Source organism: Cupriavidus nantongensis (assembly GCF_041726985.1).
In the GTDB taxonomy this organism is placed as follows: Bacteria; Pseudomonadota; Gammaproteobacteria; order Burkholderiales; family Burkholderiaceae; genus Cupriavidus; species Cupriavidus nantongensis_A.
The window spans coordinates 889144-904845 of the sequence record NZ_CP168302.1; the positions used below are offsets into that span (position 1 = coordinate 889144).

Genomic DNA, 15702 nt, shown 5'->3' on the forward strand with positions numbered 1-15702 from the left:
CGTCCCGGCGGGCAGCGTGCGCCCCGGTCGGACGCGTCGCGCCTCCACCACCAAAGCCGGCAAGCCCACACACAAACCCAGACCGGCTGCACGGAGGAGACACAACCATGCTGCGCAAACCCTTTGCCGCCAGACCAGCGCTGTCCTGCGCCCTGTCAGGCGCCCTGCCCCTGCTGCTGTGCCAGGCGCTGCCGGCGCTGGCGCAGGCCGACGGCGACACCACGCTGGCGGTCGCGCCGGTGCCGCAGGTCACCGCCACCGTTCCACCCGCCGAGACCACCGCGGCAACTTCGCCCTGGAGCGCCAACATGACGCTGACGTCCCAGTACGTGTCGCGCGGTTTCCGCCAGACCTGGGGCAAGCCCGCAGTGCAGGGCGGGATCGACTACAGCCACCCGAGCGGTTTTTCCGCCGGCACCTGGATGTCGAGCATCAGCGACAAGTTCATCGAGGGCGGCACGGTCGAATGGGATCTGTATGCAGGCTATACCGGCAGCGTCGGCGACTTTGTCTACGCGGGGCAGGTCTACTACTACCTCTACCCCGGCGCGAAGCTGCAATACGCGCAGACCAGATACAACTATGGCGAAGCGGTCGCGTCGCTGACGTACAAGTGGTTCAACGTCAAGTACTGGCTGACCTATACGCCCGACTACTTCGGCTACAACAGCGCCTCGCTGCTGTCCGGCAACAACCTGCACAGCCGCGGCTCCGGCTACCTGGACATCAACGGCACCTTCGACCTGGGCCACGGCGTCACGCTGCTGCTGCACTACGGCCAGGAGCGCGTGCGCAACTTTGCCGCCTACAACTTCCGCGACGTGCGCGTGGCGCTGTCCAAGGCCTTCGAGGGTGGCTGGACCGTGACCGGTGCCTACACGCGCGGCTGGGGCCGCACCGACGTCTACGACAAATACACCACCGGCGCGCTGGATTCCTCCGGCAATCCGTCCGTTTCCAATCCGCTGAAAAGCACGTTTCTGGTCTCGCTGACCAGGACGTTCTGACGGCCTTCATCAACCGCTGTACCACTGCCTGACGAAGCACACCACCATGGCCTCCCTGGGTCTTACCGACGCAACCGGACTTGTCGGCGTTGCCGCCTACGTTGCCGCGCACTTTGCCGTGCAGGTCCTGCACAAATCCCCGACCGGCAGGCTGGCCGTCGTCCTCAACGTGATCGGGCCGAGCTGCATCCTGATCTCGCTCGCGGGCGCGTTCAACCTGGCGTCGTTCCTGACCCAGTGCTTCTGGCTGGCGCTGACGCTGCTGGGCTGGTGGCGCAATCGTCGGCGGGGCAACAGCGGGCGGGCCGTGGTGGAAACGCTGGGCGGCCCGCGCCCCGGGCAGCCCGTGCAGCAATAGCCAGGTAGCGACCAGGTTCGGCTGGCAACGGCGATACAAAACTTCCCGTTGCCTTGGCTCGCCGCCGTTCCTATACTCACTAAAACACCATAGGTTATCTAATTTACTTATGGTGAATTCAAAGAACCGGAAACGCCGCGCACCCTGGGAAGCGGGTGTCTGGCAACCCGGGATGACAACAGGAGACAACCATGACCAAGGCCCCCAAAATCCCCGCCACACATTCCCGACCGTCTTAACCCGGCAGGCAGTACCGCAACGTACCCACCCAGACCGCAGACGGCAGACCGTGACGGAGCCTCGCTCCGGCAACACGCAACACGGCAACCGGGAAGCAAGGAGACATCGTGTATTCACAAAAAGACGTGCTGTCGATCGGCGCGCAGGCGCCGCTCGCCCCTGCGCAGCAGCAGCAAACCCAGCAACAAGCCCCATCGCATGAACTGCAGCGCACGCTGACCTGGAAGGACGCCTTCTGGGTGACCAGCGGCGTGCCCGCGGGCGTGCTCTTCACCATCGGCGGCGTGTCCGCCACGATCGGCAACCCGGCCTGGGTGATCTGGGTCCTCGCCATCCTGGTCGGCTTCGCCCAGTGCTTCGTCTATGCCGAGATCTCGGGCCTGTACCCGCACAAGTCAGGCGGCGCGTCGGTGTACGGCGCGATGGGTTGGGTCCGCTACAGCAAGTTCGTCGCACCGGTCTCGGTCTGGTGCAACTGGGTGGCGTGGTCGCCGATGCTGGCGCTCGGCACCAGCCTGGCGGCCGGCTATATGCTCAGCGCGCTGTTCCCGCCCGATTCGGTGATCAACACCTGGCAGCTGACGCTGGTCGACCTGGGTTTTGTCAGCAAGGGCCTGACGCTGCGGGTGAATTCCACCTTCCTGCTCGCCACCGCGTTCCTGCTGATCACCTTCAAGCTGCAGCACAGCGGCGCCTCCGCGGCGGCGACCACGCAGCGCATCCTGGGCATCGCCTCGCTGACGCCGCTGGTGGTGATCGCGCTGGTGCCGCTGTTCACCGGCGACATGCCCTCGACCAGCTTCTTCCCGCTGCTGCCGCTGACGCACGACGCCTCCGGCGCCTCGGTGCTGGGCGGCTGGAACGCCGCGGGCATCAGCACGGCGATGGGCGCGATGTTCCTGGCGTGCTGGTCGACCTTCGGCTTCGAGACCGCGGTCTGCTACACCCGCGAGTTCAAGGACCCGCAGAAGGACACCTTCAAGGCCATCTTCTGGTCCGGCGTGCTGTGCCTGTTCATGTTCATCGCGGTGCCGATCGCCTTCCAGGGCTCGCTCGGGCTGCAGGGCATGCTGGCGCCGGACATCGTCGACGGCTCCGGCGTGGGCGCGGCGATGGCCCGGTTCGTCGGCGGCGGTGCGGTGGTATTCAACGTGATCGTGGTGATGCTGGTGCTGGCGATCCTGCTGATCGTGATGACCTCGATGATGGGTTCGTCGCGCACGCTGTACCAGGCCTCGGTCGACGGCTGGCTGCCGCGCTACCTGTCGCACGTGAACGAGCACGGCTCGCCCACGCGCGCGATGTGGACGGATCTGCTGTTCAACCTGTTCCTGCTGCTGATGTCGAACTACATGGCAGTGCTGTCGATCAGCAACGTCTGCTACATGATCTTCGTGTTCCTGAACCTGCAGTCGGGCTGGATCCACCGCATGGACCGCCCCGACTGGCCGCGGCCGTACAAGTGCAAGAACTGGCTGCTGGCGCTCGGCGCGTTCCTGGGCTTCTTCGACCTGGCCTTTGTCGGCGCCGGCGCAAACTTCCAGGGCGAACACACGCTGCGCAACGGCCTGATCGCCGCGCTGCTGATCGTGCCGGTGTTCATCTACCGCCATTACATCCAGGACAAGGGCCGCTTTCCCGAGTCGATGCGCCGCGACATGGAACTGCCCAACGCGCGCGCCGGCGTGCTGCCCTATGTGGCGCTGGTGGTCGGCGGGCTGGTGGTATGGATTGCCGCCAGGCTGACGGTCATTACCTGACGCCCCGGGCGGGCCGGCGCCATGCCGGTCCACCTTCCCTCTTGCATTCCCTGTATTCCCCGCGTTTCCCGCAATCCCTGAATTCCGAGGTACCGCCATGACTGACACGCTCCGCGTACGCGTCGGCCGCGTTGAGCCGCTGGCCGCCGGCATCAAGCGCTTCACCCTGCAACCCTGCGACGGCGCCGCGCTGCCGGCCTTCGACAGCGGCAGCCATGTCGTCGTCCACATGGACGGCGGCCGCCTGCGCAACGCCTACTCGCTGACCAGCACGCTAGGCCAGCCCGGCCACTACCAGATCGCCGTGCGGCTGGAAGAGGCCTCGCGCGGCGGCTCGCGCTACATGCACGAACAGGTGCGCGAAGGCGATGAGCTCCACATCGGCGCGCCCGGCAACCTGTTCAGCCTGGACCACGGCGCCGGCCGCCACCTGCTGATCGCCGGCGGCATCGGCATCACGCCGTTCATGACGCATATCCAGGCGCTGGCCGCGCGCGGCGCCGCCTTCGAGATGCATTACTGCTTCCGCAACACGCAGTCCGCCGCCTTCCTCGATGTGCTGCCCGCCATGCTGCGGCCCGGCCAGCTGCACCTGTACGAGAGCGACCACGGCACCCTGCTCGACATCGCTGCGCTGATCGCCGCGCAGCCTGCCGGCACCCACGTCTACGTATGCGGCCCGGCCCCGCTCAACGACGCCGTGGTCAACGCCGCGCGCGCCGCCGGCTGGGACGCCGCGCGCATCCACTTCGAGCAGTTCCGCAACGAAGTCGACGCCACCGGCGGCGCCTTCGAGGCCGTGCTGCAAAAGAGCGGCATGACGCTGCAGGTCGGCGCCGACGAATCGCTGCTGCGCGCGATCGAGAAAGCCGGGATCAAGGTGGACTGCATGTGCCGCGAGGGCATCTGCGGCTCGTGCGAGACCGCCATCGTCGAGGGCGAGGCCGACCACCGCGACCAGTACCTGTCCGACGCCGAGAAGGCGGCGCAGAAGACCATGATGCTGTGCGTGTCGCGTTGCAGGGGCCAGCGGCTGGTGCTTGACCTGTGACGCAACCGGCGGCTCACGCCGGCAAAGCAGCCCTGCGGCTGGCCAGCGCGTCGCACGCCACGCGCGCATCCGCAACCAGCCGGGCCACGATCCGCCCGGCGGGTTCGATCGCATCCGCGAAACCACCTGCCGGACCGAGCGACACGATGCCCGCCTCGACCTCGCCGTCCACATAGACGCGCTGCCGTGTGCGCGACGACAGGATCAGGTCGCCGAAGGCCGCGTGGCTGCGCGCCCCTTGTGCCTCGAGGCGCTGCACCGCGCGCGCGCTGTCATTGGCGAGCACGCGCCAGGTATCGCCCAGGCTGTCGAGGATGGTGGTCGAGCAATGCTCGTCCGACGCGACGATGCGCTGCTTCAGCGCATCGTGCGCGGCGATTTCGCTGGCGACCATGAAGCGGCTCCCCATCACCACGCCGTCGGCCCCCAAGGCCAGCGCGGCCGCGATCTGCCTGCCGCTGCCGATGCCGCCGCCGATCACCAGCGGCAGCTCCAGCCGCTCCAGCGCAAAGGCGCCATTGACGAAGGCCGACAGCTGGTTGGCGCCCGGATGGCCGCCCTCCTCCAGCCCGACCAGCGCCACCGCGTCGACGCCCAGCCGCTGCGCCGTCACCGCGTGGCGCACGCTCGGGCACTTGTGCACCAGGATGCCGCCGCGGTCATGGATGGGGCCGACCAGCGCCTCGGGCGAACTGCCGGCGCTCTCGAACAGGCGCACGCCCTCTTCGAAGGCGATGCGGATCCAGTCCGGCACCAGCCGGTTGAAGCCCTCGCGCCGGGAGATCGTCAGGTTGACGCCGAACGGGCGCCCGCCGGTCAGCGCGCGGCAGCGGCGCAGGTCAGCGCGGTAGTCGTCCAGCGATTCGAACGAACGCGCCGTGATGAAACCCATGGCGCCGGCATTGACCACGGCGGCCACCACGCCCGAGGTGCCGAGATGATGCATGCCGCCAAGCAGGATGGGATAGCGGATCCCGAGCAGCTTGGTCAGCCGGGTCTGGAGCACGGGGTCCGGCACCGGGCCGGTTACGCGGGTGTCCATGGCGTCAGGCCGCGGCCAGCAGGCCGGTGGTGTCGTGCTGCGCGGCCTTGTACTGGGCCGACAACTGGTCCACCAGCCCGGCCACGTCCCGGACCGCGTCGACGCCCGACACCGAATGGCCCGCGCTCCAGACATCGACCCAGCGGCGCGGCGCGCGCCCGCCGTTGTGGTGCTCGCTGTACAGCTCCGCGGCCCGCTGCGGCGTGATGGGGCCCGCCAGGGCCTTGGGATCGAGGCCGGCGGCAACGACTGACGGGCGCAGCATGTTGGTGTCCAGGCCGGTGAAGGCCTGCGTCAGCATGACGTCGTCGAGCGAACTGTCGACCAGCATCTGGCGATACGCATCGCTGGCCATGCTCTCGGGCGTGGCGATAAAGCGTGTGCCCATGCAGCCAAGGTCGCAGCCTAGCACGCGCGCCGCCCACAGCGCCGCACCGTCGGAAATGCCGCCGGACAGCACCAGCGGGCCGTCGAACATCTGGCGCACCGCGCGCACGAAGGCAAAGGTATTGAGCCAGCCGGTCTGGCCGCCGGCGCCGGCGGTCAGCAGCACCAGCCCGTCGGCACCCGCCTGCAGCGCCTTCTCGGCATGGCGCAGCGTGGCTACATCCGCCAGCACCATGCAGCCGACATCATGCAGCGGCCTGACCACCGCGGCCGGCGAGCCGACGCTGGCGATCACCATCTCGACCTTGTGCCTGACCAGGACCGCCACGTCCTCGGCCAGCATCTCCGGCCTGCGCCGCATGATCAGGTTGGGGCAGGCCGGGGCGGTCGGGCCATCGGCTGCGGCGCAGTCCGCGGCGACCCGTGTCAGCCATGCATCCAGTTCCTCGGCCGAGCGCGCGTTGACGGTGGGGAAGGAGCCGATCACGCCGCTGCGGCAGGCGGCAGAGACCAGGTCGGGACCGGAAACGCGCAGCATCGGCGCGGCGATCAGGGGCAGCCGCAGGCGGCCTGAGAGCGAGGCGGGCAAGGTCATGGCGAGGGATTCCTGAAGATTCAGTCGGGTGGCATCGGTGCCGGTGCGGCAGCATCCGGAGCCGCCGGGGCAGCGGCGTCGGCACCCTCGGCGCCGGCAGGCGCCGCCGGCGCGGCGATGCCCTGCCGGAAGATGCGGATCAGCATTTCGCCCAGCGCGGGCAGGTCGACGTGTTCGGGGTCGATCAGCGACTGCGCCGTCACGCCGCGCAGCGTGCCCAGCAGGATCAGGCCGAACATCTCCGGATCGACGTCGCTGGCGATCTCGCCGCGGGCGATGCCGATGCGCACCTGCGCGGCGAACGCCGCGACGCTCTCGGCATTGATGGGCCGCGCCATCTGCTGCAGCTCTGGCATCGACGAGAACGATTCTCCCCACAGGATGTGCAGCGCGCGCGAAGGCACCGGGTCCGCGCCAGCCATGCCGACATAGGCGCGCACGGTGGCCTCGAGGTTGGTCAGCCCCGGCCGCACGCGGACCGGACTGTGCTCGCGCGACCACTGCGCGAAGCGGCGCCGGAATCGATCGACGATGAACTGGTAGACCTGCAGCAGCAGCCGGGTCTTGCTCTTGAAGTAGTAGTTGGGCAGCGAGTGGCTGTAGCCGGCCTCGCGACCCACATCGACCAGCGACAGCCGCGACGCGCCATTCCTGGCGATCAGCTGGATCGCGACGTTGATCATCCGGCTGATGGCGGCCTCGCGCAGCTCGGCGTTGGTCTTGCTTTCGGCATCGGCGGCGGGTGCGGCGGACTCGGACTGCAAACTCATGGCGACTCTCTGAATGACTTGCGGCGCTGCCCGGGGTCATGACAACGGCAGCGGGTGATGACAGGCAACGGCGTGCCCGGGCGCGTCCGCGCACGCCTGCAGCGCGGGGGCTTCGCGCGCGCAGCGCTCGCTGGCGCGGGCGCAGCGTGTGCGGAAGCGACAGCCGGACGGCACGTCCAGCGGCGACGGCGTCTCGCCGTGGGCCAGCGCCGGCCGCAGCAGGCGCCGGGCAGGGTCCGGCGACGGCACCGAGGCCAGCAGCGTGGCAGTGTACGGATGGCGCGGCGCGCGGTAAAGCGAGCCCGCCGGCGCCAGTTCGCACACCTTGCCAAGATACATCACCATGACCCGGTCGCTGACGCTGCGCACCACGCCCAGGTCATGCGAGATAAACAGCAGGGTCAGGCCATGGGCGGCCTTGGCGTCTTCCAGCAGGTTCAGCACCTGTGCCTGGACCGAGACATCGAGCGCCGAGACCGGTTCGTCGCATACCAGCAGCTGCGGGCGCAGCACCAGCGCGCGGGCGATGCTGACGCGCTGGCACTGGCCGCCCGACAGCTCCCACGGCCGGCGCTTGCCGACCACGCCGGCGTCCAGCCCCACGTCCGCCAGCGCCTGCGCGGCGCGGGCGCGGCGCTCGGCGGCGCCGCCCTCGCCCGCCACCACCAGCGGCATCTGCACGATGTCGAGGATGCGCTGGCCGGGGTTGAGCGAGGACATCGGGTCCTGGAACACCATCTGCATGCGCCGCCGCAGCGCACGCAAGGCGGCACCGCGTGCCTGGGCCAGCGGCACGCCGTCGAAATCGACGGAGCCGGACTGCGGCGCCGGCAATGCCATCAGCGCCCGCGCCAGGGTCGACTTGCCCGAGCCAGACTCGCCCACCACGCCTAGCGTTTCGCCGCGGCGCAAGTCGAAGGAGACGTCCGAGAGCGCCTGCACGCGCCGGCCGCCCCTGGCATGGTAGGTCTGCACCAGGTTGCGGGCGCGCAGCAGCGTGGCGGTGTCCTGCACCGGGGTAGGAAGTCGGGCGGTCACGTCAGGTTCTCCTGCACAGGATGCCAACAGGCATAGAAGTGGTCACCGCCGGCGGGCATGGCGGCCGGGGCGGCGCTGTCGCATTGCCCGGCCCGGGCCGCGCAGCGCGGCGCAAAGCGGCAGCCGGCCGGCGGCGCGGTCAGGTCGGGCGGCTGGCCCGGGATGGCCGGCAGGCGCGCATGCGGTTCGGCGTCGGCGCGCGGTACCGACTGCAGCAGCGCGTGCGTATAGCGCATTCGCGGGCGCTCCAGCACATTGGCAACGCGGCCCTGCTCCACCATGCGGCCGGCGTACATCACAGCGACGTCGTCGCACATTTCGGCGACCACGCCAAAGTTGTGCGTGATCAGCAGCATCGCCATGGCGTGGCGCTCCTGCAGGCGGCGCAGCAGGTCCAGGATCTGCGCCTGCACGGTGACGTCGAGCGCCGTGGTCGGCTCGTCCGCGATCAGCAGGCGCGGCGTGCAGGCCAGCGCGATCGCGATCACCACGCGCTGGCGCATGCCGCCCGACAGCCGGTGCGCGTACTCGCCGACACGCTGGCGCGGATCGGCGATGCCGACGTCGGCCAGCAGCTCCACCGCCCGCTCGCGCGCGGCGCGCGCCGACAGGTCGGTGTGCTGGCGCAGCACCTGCTCGAGCTGGCGGCCGATGGTCAGCACCGGATTGAGCGAGGTGAGCGGATCCTGGAAGATCATGGCGATCTCCTTGCCGCGCACGCCGCGCATGTCGCGCTCGCCGAGCTGGCGCAGGTCGCGCCCCTTGAAATCGATGCGCCCGGCGGGGGTGCGGGCCACGCCCGCGGGCAGCAGGCCGATCAGGCTGCGCGCCAGCACCGACTTGCCCGACCCCGATTCGCCGACCACGCCGAGCGTCTTGCCGGCCTCCAGCTTGAACGAGACCCCATCGACGGCGCGCAGCACGCCTTGCGGCAGCACGAATTCCGTCCTGAGGTCGCTGACCGCGAGCAGCGGCTGGCCGGCGGATGGGGAGTGAGATGCAGCGGATGTCATCATGCGGCCCTCGCCCTGCCGTCGAGACGGCGCTGGAGTTCTTCGCCCACCTGGTTGAGCGCGAAAATCGTCAGGAACAGCATGCCGGCCGGGAAGAAGACCGCATGCGGGCCCTCCACCACGCGCGACTGCTCGCTCGCCATCATCGAGCCCAGCGACGGCGCCGGCGGCGGCACGCCCAGCCCGAGAAAGCTGAGCGCGGCCTCGGCCAGCGCGCCGATGGCGACCAGCAGCAGGCTGTAGGCCAGCAGCGCCGGGACCAGGTTGGGCAGCAGCTCTCGCACGATCAGCCGGGCGTGCCCCATGCCGGCCGCGCGCGCGGCGGTGACGAACTGCTGCTCGCCCAGCCGCAGCGTATTGGCGCGGGCGATGCGGATCACCGCCGGCACGAACACGATGCCAAGCGCCACCACCACCTTCAGCAGCGGCGGCCCGGGATAGGCCACCATGGCGATTACCAGCACCAGCGGCGGAAACGCCAGCATCACGTTCGACAGCATCAGGATGGCGCGCTCGACCCAGCCGCGGAAATAGCCCGCGCACACGCCCAGCGTGCCGCCGATCAGCAGCGCCAGCGTCACCGAGCCCAGGCTCACCACGGCGGTGACGCGGAAGCCGTACAGCGTGCGCGCCAGCACGTCGCGGCCGAGCGAGTCGGCGCCGAACCAACGGGTGGCGTCGGGCGGGGCCAGCATGTCGGACAGGTGCAGGCGCATCGGGTCGCGCAGCGGCAGCCAGTCGGCCAGCAGCGTGGCGCCGGCCACCAGCACCAGCCAGGCCACCGAGAACAGGTAGAACTTCGAGGATAGTCGCATGGTCAGCCTTCGGCATCGCGCAGCAGACGGGGATCGACCAGCGCGTAGGCCAGGTCCGTCAGCAGGTTGACGAGAATAAACAGGATCGCGACGAAGAGCACGATGCCCTGCGTCATCAGGTACTCCTGCTGGTAGATCGATTCCACCAGCAACTGCCCCACGCCCGGCAGCGCGAACAGCGTCTCGATGACGATGGCGCCGCCCATCAGCCGGCCCATGTTCACGCCGACCACGGTGATCAGGTTGAGCGACGACGGCCGCAGTGCGTTCTCAAACAGGATGCGCCAGGTCGGCAGCCCCATGCCGCGCGCCAGCGCGATGTAGTTCTGCTGCAGCGTGCCGACCATCTCACTGCGCAGCAGGCGCAGGTAGACCGGCACTTCGATCAGGGCCAGCGACAGCACCGGCATCACCATGCTCTCGAGGTTGCCGGTGATGCTTTCCGACAGGCTCACGTAGCCCGTCGCCGGCAGCCATTGCAGCCGCAGCGCCAGCACGTAGACCAGCCCCAGCGCCAGCACGAAGGCCGGCGTCGACAACAGCGCCAGGCAGCCCGCCAGCACGCCGTGGTCCAGCTTGCTGCCGCGCCGGTAGGCGCTGAGGATGCCCAGCGGCACCGCCAGCCCGAGCGCGACCACCTGCGTCAGCAGCACCAGCTCGATCGTCACCGGCAGGCGCGACAGGATGACGTCGAGCGTGGCCTCGCCGGAATGGATGGCGTGGCCGAGGTCGCCGTGCAGCACGTCCCACAGCCAGCTCAGGTAGCGCAACGGCAGCGGCCGGTCCAGCCCCAGCTCCAGCCGCAGCGCGGCAACGCGCTCGGGCGTGGCGGCGTCGCCGAGGATGATCAGGGCGATATCGCCCGGCAGCAGCGCCACCAGCAGGAAGCTCACCATGGAGACGGCAACCAGGGTGGCGGCCACCGTCAGCGCGCCGGTCAGCAAGCGTTTGAGTTTCATCGCGATTGGCCTCCCGCTTCGCGCCAGATGCCGCCGAAGCGCACCAGGCCGTCCGGCACCACGGTGATGCCGCGCACGGTCTTGCGCGCGGCGATGGTGTCGCTCACGTTGTAAAGAAAGGCATAGGGCATGACCTCGGTGGCCAGCACGCGCGCAAAGTCGCTGTAGATCGCGGCGCGGCGCGCCGGGTCGCTGGTGCGCATGCCGTCCTCCAGCAGGCGGTCGACGCGGGCGTTGCGATAGCCGCCGTAGTTGCTGCTGGGCTTGACCGGCGCGAAGCGCGAGTGGAAGAAGATAAAGGCGTTGGAATGCGGGTCGGCCCGGCCGGTGAAGCGGAAGATGCTCGCCTCGAACTGATGCGAGGTCATGTTCTGCACCAGCCGGTTCTGGTCGAACGGCACCAGCTCGACCTTGATGCCGGCCTCCTCCCACATCTGCTGCAGCGCCTGCGCCAGATTGCGGGTGTCGGGACTGTTGTTGAACTGCAGCGTGAACGACACCGGCTTGCCGTAGTCGGCCAGCAGCGCCCGGGCCCGCGCCAGGTCGTACTTCGGGTAGACCTCGGTGGGCTGGGTGATGCCGGGCACGCCCTTGCCGAAGGGGCTGTAGGCCAGGGTCGGCACGCCGAATCCGAGCGTGCGCGCCAGCAGCGGGCGGTCGATGGCGTGGGCCACGGCCTTGCGCACGCGCAGGTCGTCCAGCGGCGCCTGGTTGAAGTTGAAGTAGATGCCCTCGGTGCCGAAGCCATCGGGGTAGTACAGCGCCACGCGCTTGTCGGCGCGGATGGTGTAGATGAAGCGCGTGGTGGGCTGCAGGATCATGTCGGTCTGTCCCGACAGGAACGCCGATTCCCGCGTCTCGGGGTTCTGCATGCCGCGGAACACGACACGATCGAGATAAGGCTCGCCAGCGCGCCAGTAGTCCGGATTGCGCGCCACCACGAAGCGGCTGTTGCGCACCCATTCGACAAAGCGGAACGGGCCGGTGCCGACCGGGCGCGTGCCGATGCCGGCCGGGTCGGCCCTGAAGGCCTTGGGCGAGACCATGATGCCCGGGGCATCGGCCAGCACCGTCGGGAGCGCGGCATTGGGCTCGCTCAGCACGATTTCCACGGTCGACGGGTCGAGCGCGCGCACCTCGCGGATCTCGCGCATGCTGCTCAGGCAGCGGCAGCGGTTGGCGGGATTGCGCGTGCGCTGCAGGTTCGCCACCACCGCGTCGGCGTCGAACGGCGTGCCGTCGTGGAAACGGATGCCCTGGCGCAGGTGGATGCGGTAGCGCAGGCCGTCGGACGACACGGTGTAGCGCTCTGCCAGCCACGGCACGGCCCGGCCCTGGGTGTCGATGTCGAACAGCGACTCATAGACCGGCGTCGACAACTGCCGCTCGGTGAAGGTGCCGGTACGGATCGGGTCGACCACGGCCGGGTCCTGCGCCAGCCCGACGGTCAGCGTGCCGCCGCGGCGCGGGACGGGGCTTTCCGCGGCCAGCGCCGTTGCCAGTCCGGCAAACGCCGCCATCAGCGCGATGCCGGCACGCGCCTGTGCCCCGCGCGCGCATCTTATCCAACGCATGTCGTCTCCTCTGTTGTAAGCCGGCGGGTCTGTGCCCGCCGTTGCCCGGTGCCGCGTCGGCGCGCGGCTTGCCGTCCCTCGATGTGCCCTGTTACGTCGCTGGCTCCTGTTCAATCGCGTTGCAGCGTGTGCACGTAGCACACCGCGCCCACGCCCACCATGTGCGCCAGGCCCACGCGCGCGCCGGAATGCTGGCGTGCACCGGCCTCGCCGCGCAGCTGCAGCGCGATCTCACCGATCTGGCCGATGCCGGTCGGGCCGATGGGGTGGCCCATGGCGATCAGGCCGCCCGACGGATTCACCGCGCAGCGGCCGCCGATGTCCCACGCGCCTTCCCTGAGCAGCGGCACGGCGCGGCCGGGACCGCACAAGCCCATGGCCTCGACGTATTCGACTTCTTCCACGGTGAAGGCGTCGTGCAGTTCGAGCACATCGATCTGTTCCGGGCGCAGCCCCGCCTGCTGCAGGGCAAGCCGCGTGGTTTCCTCGGTCAGGTTGGCGTCGAAACGGGTGGCGTCCTCATACAGCCGCTGGCTGCGCGCCGCGGATGCCGTCACCCGCACCGGCTTGCCGCCGTCCACGCCGAGGCGGCGGATAGCCGCTTCGGAGGCGACGATCACCGCCGCCGCGCCCTCGCCCACCGGGCAGCACTGCAGCGTGGTCAGGCTGCCGGATACCGGGCGGCCGCCCAGCACCTCTTCCAGCGTACGGGGCTGCTGGCGATGAGCGTTGGGATTGCGCGCGCCGTTGCCATGGTTCTTCACGGCGACGCGGGCGAAGTCCTGCTGGTCCGCGCCGTGGCGCTGGGCGTACTGGTCGGCCAGCAGGGCGAAGTGCGTAAAAGGAACGATGGCGTCCTCGGCCAGTTGCGGAATGCCCATGGCCGATTCTCCGCGCGTCACCGGCGCGGGCTTGTCGACCCCGACGGCGAGCGCCACCTCGCACAGGCCGCTGGCCACTTCCATGCACGCCTGGCGGAACGCCGCCGAGCCCGAGGCCGAGGCGTTTTCGACGTGCATCACCGGAATGCCGGTGGCGCCGAGGTGGCGCAGCATCGGCCGGCCGGGCGCCATCGGCAGCAGCGCCTTGGCGAAATAGGCGGATTCCACCGCCGGCCATTCGATGTCGGCGTCGGCCAGCGCGCCGCGCACGGCGGCGAGTCCGAGCGTGGCGTAGCTGTCTTCACTGAGCGGCTGGTAACGGTGCCAGCCGGCGCCGATCACGTAGACCGGGCGCATGTCGTTGAGGGTGCGTTGCATTGGCATTCGGATACTTGGGATCTCGGAATCGGGACAGCCAGGCGGAAATCAGCGCTGCGTGGTGAAGCGCAGGTCGAGCGCGGCGCCATCGGGGCCGGCAACCGCGGTAAGCGTGGCGTACAGCGGCTGCCCCGCGCGCAGCGGCACGTCGGGGTTGCCGTCGAGCAAGGTGCGCAGCACCGGGCCGTCGTCGAGCCTGACGGTGACCACCGTGAACGGGGGCTCGCGGTCCTTGCGCGCATGCAGCATGACCCGCGCCGAGGCCACCAGCCGGCCGCGGCCCGACAGCAGCGTGGGGGTCAGCGCAGCGCCGGTCGCGCCACAGGCCTCGCAGCCGTAGGCCTGCATGGGAAAGAACACATGGCCGCAACGGCAGCGGGCGCCGTGCAGCACGGGCTCGCCGTCAGGCGACAGGGCATAGAGCTGGGGTTTCAGCAGGTCGGGCATGGAACGGTCATCCGTGGTGGAAAGTGATGGCGTCTGCTTAGTCTCGTAACTTATTAGATTCGTTGCAAGTATCCAATCAAGGAAACACATCGATTCGCGGGTATTTCCCTACCCAGGGCCCTTCTTTTTAGCGACAACTAGGGTTTATCCCAATGTTTACATAATTTCTTAGTCCACTATCTAATAAGTTAGCGCGCTGGGATATCAGCACGCCGTCCAATAAGGAGCAAACCACGATGTATGCATTCAGCGAGGAGACGCGCGCCATCCGGGAGCTGGTCCGGCGGCTGGTCGATGATTTCCAGATGCCACTGGAGGCGCGCGTCCTCCGGGGCGAAAAACTCACGCGCGCCGATTACGCGCCGGGGCGGCGCGCGGCCCGGGAGGCCGGACTGTGGCGGCTTGGCGTGCCGCAAGACTTGGGTGGCGCCGGGTTGCCGCTGGTCACGCTGCTGGCCATCACCGAAGAGAATTTCCGCTGCCTGACGCCGCTGCGCTTCGGCGGCCGGGCCCTGCCCAACCTGTACGGCCTGCAGGGCGCACAGCGCGAACGCTACCTGGAGCCCTTCCTCAACGACACCAAGGTGCTGGCCTTTGCCCAGACCGAGCCCGGCGGCGGCGCCGACCCGGCCGGCGCCATCCAGACCTTCGCCCGCCGCGACGGTGACGGCTGGGTGCTCAACGGCACCAAGGTGTTTATCAGCAACGTCGCCGACGCCGACGTGGTCTTCGTGGTGGCGCGCACCGACAAGGAAAAGCGCGCCGGCGGCATCTCGATGTTCGCGGTGGAGACCGGCAACCCCGGCATGATCCGGCGCGAGATTCCCATGCTCGGCGGCTTCGTCACGCACGAGCTGATCTTCGACGATTGCCGGGTGCCGGCGCATGCGCTGGTGAGCAGCGAGGGCGGCGGCTTTCGCCAGGCGCAGCAGGCACTTTCGGCGGCGCGCTTCGACGTGGCCGCGCGCGCGCTCGGCATCGCGCAGCGCTGTCTCGAGATGATGATTGCCTACAGCAAGGAGCGCAAAGTCTTCGGCGAACCGCTGGCCGCGCTGCAGGCGACGCAGTCGGCCATCGTCGATTCGTGGGTCGAAATCCAGCAGAACCGCCTGCTGGTCTACCGCAGCGCCGAGCGGCACGACGCCGGCGAGGACACCCGCGTCGAAGCCGGCATGGTCAAGATGACCTGCACCGAGATGGTCCATCGCGTCATTGACCGCGCCATCCAGCTCTACGGCGCCGCCGGCTGCGCGCTCGATAACCCGCTGGCGCATTGGTACGACCACCAGCGCCTGGCGCGCATCTACGAAGGGCCGACCGAACTGCACAAGTACCGCGTGCTGGCCCGCCACCTGCTGTCCTGACCCGCCAGGACCCAAGGAGACAA

15 protein-coding genes are annotated in these 15702 nt (G+C 69.2%); 5 read left to right on the plus strand and 10 right to left on the minus strand.

Annotated features, from left to right (window positions below; genetic code table 11):
* Positions 1-107: 107 nt before the first annotated feature.
* From ACEI37_RS03730 to ACEI37_RS03745, 4 genes are all read left to right on the plus strand, one after another.
* Positions 108-1007: a TorF family putative porin gene (locus tag ACEI37_RS03730; protein WP_373377390.1), complete on the plus strand. Its 900-nt coding sequence runs from the start codon at positions 108-110 to the stop codon at positions 1005-1007.
* A gap of 46 nt (positions 1008-1053) precedes the next feature.
* Positions 1054-1365 carry a hypothetical protein gene (locus ACEI37_RS03735; protein WP_373377392.1) on the plus strand — a complete coding sequence of 104 codons (312 nt, stop codon included), beginning with the start codon at positions 1054-1056 and terminating at the stop codon, positions 1363-1365.
* 365 nt (positions 1366-1730) lie between these two features.
* Positions 1731-3365, plus strand: a complete 1635-nt coding sequence (locus ACEI37_RS03740; protein ID WP_373377709.1) for an APC family permease — start codon at positions 1731-1733, stop codon at positions 3363-3365.
* Between the two features lie 97 nt (positions 3366-3462).
* Complete coding sequence (locus ACEI37_RS03745; protein ID WP_373377393.1) at positions 3463-4416, plus strand: 2Fe-2S iron-sulfur cluster-binding protein; 954 nt, start codon at positions 3463-3465, stop codon at positions 4414-4416.
* A gap of 13 nt (positions 4417-4429) precedes the next feature.
* On the opposite strand, the gene ACEI37_RS03750 is transcribed toward ACEI37_RS03745, so the two are convergent.
* From ACEI37_RS03750 to ACEI37_RS03795, 10 genes are all read right to left on the minus strand, one after another.
* Complete coding sequence (locus ACEI37_RS03750; protein WP_373377394.1) at positions 4430-5458, minus strand: NAD(P)H-dependent flavin oxidoreductase; 1029 nt, start codon at positions 5456-5458, stop codon at positions 4430-4432.
* Between the two features lie 4 nt (positions 5459-5462).
* Positions 5463-6440: an NAD(P)H-dependent flavin oxidoreductase gene (locus ACEI37_RS03755; protein ID WP_373377395.1), complete on the minus strand. Its 978-nt coding sequence runs from the start codon at positions 6438-6440 to the stop codon at positions 5463-5465.
* 20 nt (positions 6441-6460) lie between these two features.
* Positions 6461-7210 (minus strand): TetR/AcrR family transcriptional regulator, encoded by a 750-nt coding sequence (locus ACEI37_RS03760; protein WP_373377396.1) that lies wholly within the window; start codon positions 7208-7210, stop codon positions 6461-6463.
* Between the two features lie 36 nt (positions 7211-7246).
* Positions 7247-8248, minus strand: coding sequence for an ABC transporter ATP-binding protein (locus ACEI37_RS03765; RefSeq protein WP_373377397.1), 1002 nt, complete (start codon positions 8246-8248; stop codon positions 7247-7249).
* Positions 8245-9264 (minus strand): ABC transporter ATP-binding protein, encoded by a 1020-nt coding sequence (locus tag ACEI37_RS03770; RefSeq protein WP_373377398.1) that lies wholly within the window; start codon positions 9262-9264, stop codon positions 8245-8247. The genes ACEI37_RS03765 and ACEI37_RS03770 overlap by 4 nt, the downstream gene beginning before the upstream one ends.
* Positions 9261-10076 carry an ABC transporter permease gene (locus tag ACEI37_RS03775; protein WP_373377399.1) on the minus strand — a complete coding sequence of 272 codons (816 nt, stop codon included), beginning with the start codon at positions 10074-10076 and terminating at the stop codon, positions 9261-9263. Before ACEI37_RS03775 ends, ACEI37_RS03770 begins: the two co-directional genes overlap by 4 nt.
* A 2-nt stretch (positions 10077-10078) precedes the next feature.
* Positions 10079-11035, minus strand: coding sequence for an ABC transporter permease (locus tag ACEI37_RS03780; protein WP_115683507.1), 957 nt, complete (start codon positions 11033-11035; stop codon positions 10079-10081).
* A complete protein-coding gene (locus ACEI37_RS03785; RefSeq protein ID WP_373377400.1) occupies positions 11032-12609 on the minus strand; it encodes an ABC transporter substrate-binding protein in 1578 nt (525 codons plus the stop codon). The genes ACEI37_RS03780 and ACEI37_RS03785 overlap by 4 nt, the downstream gene beginning before the upstream one ends.
* 110 nt (positions 12610-12719) lie before the next feature.
* The gene (locus ACEI37_RS03790; RefSeq protein ID WP_373377401.1) at positions 12720-13868 is read right to left on the minus strand and encodes a thiolase family protein; all 1149 of its coding nucleotides are present in this window, start codon (positions 13866-13868) and stop codon (positions 12720-12722) included.
* Between the two features lie 48 nt (positions 13869-13916).
* On the minus strand, positions 13917-14315 hold the full coding sequence (locus ACEI37_RS03795; protein ID WP_373377403.1) for a Zn-ribbon domain-containing OB-fold protein: 399 nt from the start codon (positions 14313-14315) through the stop codon (positions 13917-13919).
* A 236-nt stretch (positions 14316-14551) separates the two neighbouring features.
* On the opposite strand from ACEI37_RS03795, the gene ACEI37_RS03800 reads away from it, so the two are divergent.
* Entirely contained in the window at positions 14552-15679 is a 1128-nt protein-coding gene (locus tag ACEI37_RS03800; protein WP_373377405.1) for an acyl-CoA dehydrogenase family protein, read from the plus strand.
* Positions 15680-15702: the final 23 nt, after the last annotated feature.

Coding starts and splice junctions, on each gene's coding strand:
- ACEI37_RS03730 (WP_373377390.1), top strand. CDS start 108: ATGCTGCGCAAACCCTTTGCCGCCAGACCAGCGCTGTCCTGCGCCCTG.
- ACEI37_RS03735 (WP_373377392.1), top strand. CDS start 1,054: ATGGCCTCCCTGGGTCTTACCGACGCAACCGGACTTGTCGGCGTTGCC.
- ACEI37_RS03745 (WP_373377393.1), top strand. CDS start 3,463: ATGACTGACACGCTCCGCGTACGCGTCGGCCGCGTTGAGCCGCTGGCC.
- ACEI37_RS03750 (WP_373377394.1), bottom strand. CDS start 5,458: ATGGACACCCGCGTAACCGGCCCGGTGCCGGACCCCGTGCTCCAGACC.
- ACEI37_RS03755 (WP_373377395.1), bottom strand. CDS start 6,440: ATGACCTTGCCCGCCTCGCTCTCAGGCCGCCTGCGGCTGCCCCTGATC.
- ACEI37_RS03760 (WP_373377396.1), bottom strand. CDS start 7,210: ATGAGTTTGCAGTCCGAGTCCGCCGCACCCGCCGCCGATGCCGAAAGC.
- ACEI37_RS03770 (WP_373377398.1), bottom strand. CDS start 9,264: ATGATGACATCCGCTGCATCTCACTCCCCATCCGCCGGCCAGCCGCTG.
- ACEI37_RS03775 (WP_373377399.1), bottom strand. CDS start 10,076: ATGCGACTATCCTCGAAGTTCTACCTGTTCTCGGTGGCCTGGCTGGTG.
- ACEI37_RS03780 (WP_115683507.1), bottom strand. CDS start 11,035: ATGAAACTCAAACGCTTGCTGACCGGCGCGCTGACGGTGGCCGCCACC.
- ACEI37_RS03785 (WP_373377400.1), bottom strand. CDS start 12,609: ATGCGTTGGATAAGATGCGCGCGCGGGGCACAGGCGCGTGCCGGCATC.
- ACEI37_RS03790 (WP_373377401.1), bottom strand. CDS start 13,868: ATGCAACGCACCCTCAACGACATGCGCCCGGTCTACGTGATCGGCGCC.
- ACEI37_RS03795 (WP_373377403.1), bottom strand. CDS start 14,315: ATGCCCGACCTGCTGAAACCCCAGCTCTATGCCCTGTCGCCTGACGGC.
- ACEI37_RS03800 (WP_373377405.1), top strand. CDS start 14,552: ATGTATGCATTCAGCGAGGAGACGCGCGCCATCCGGGAGCTGGTCCGG.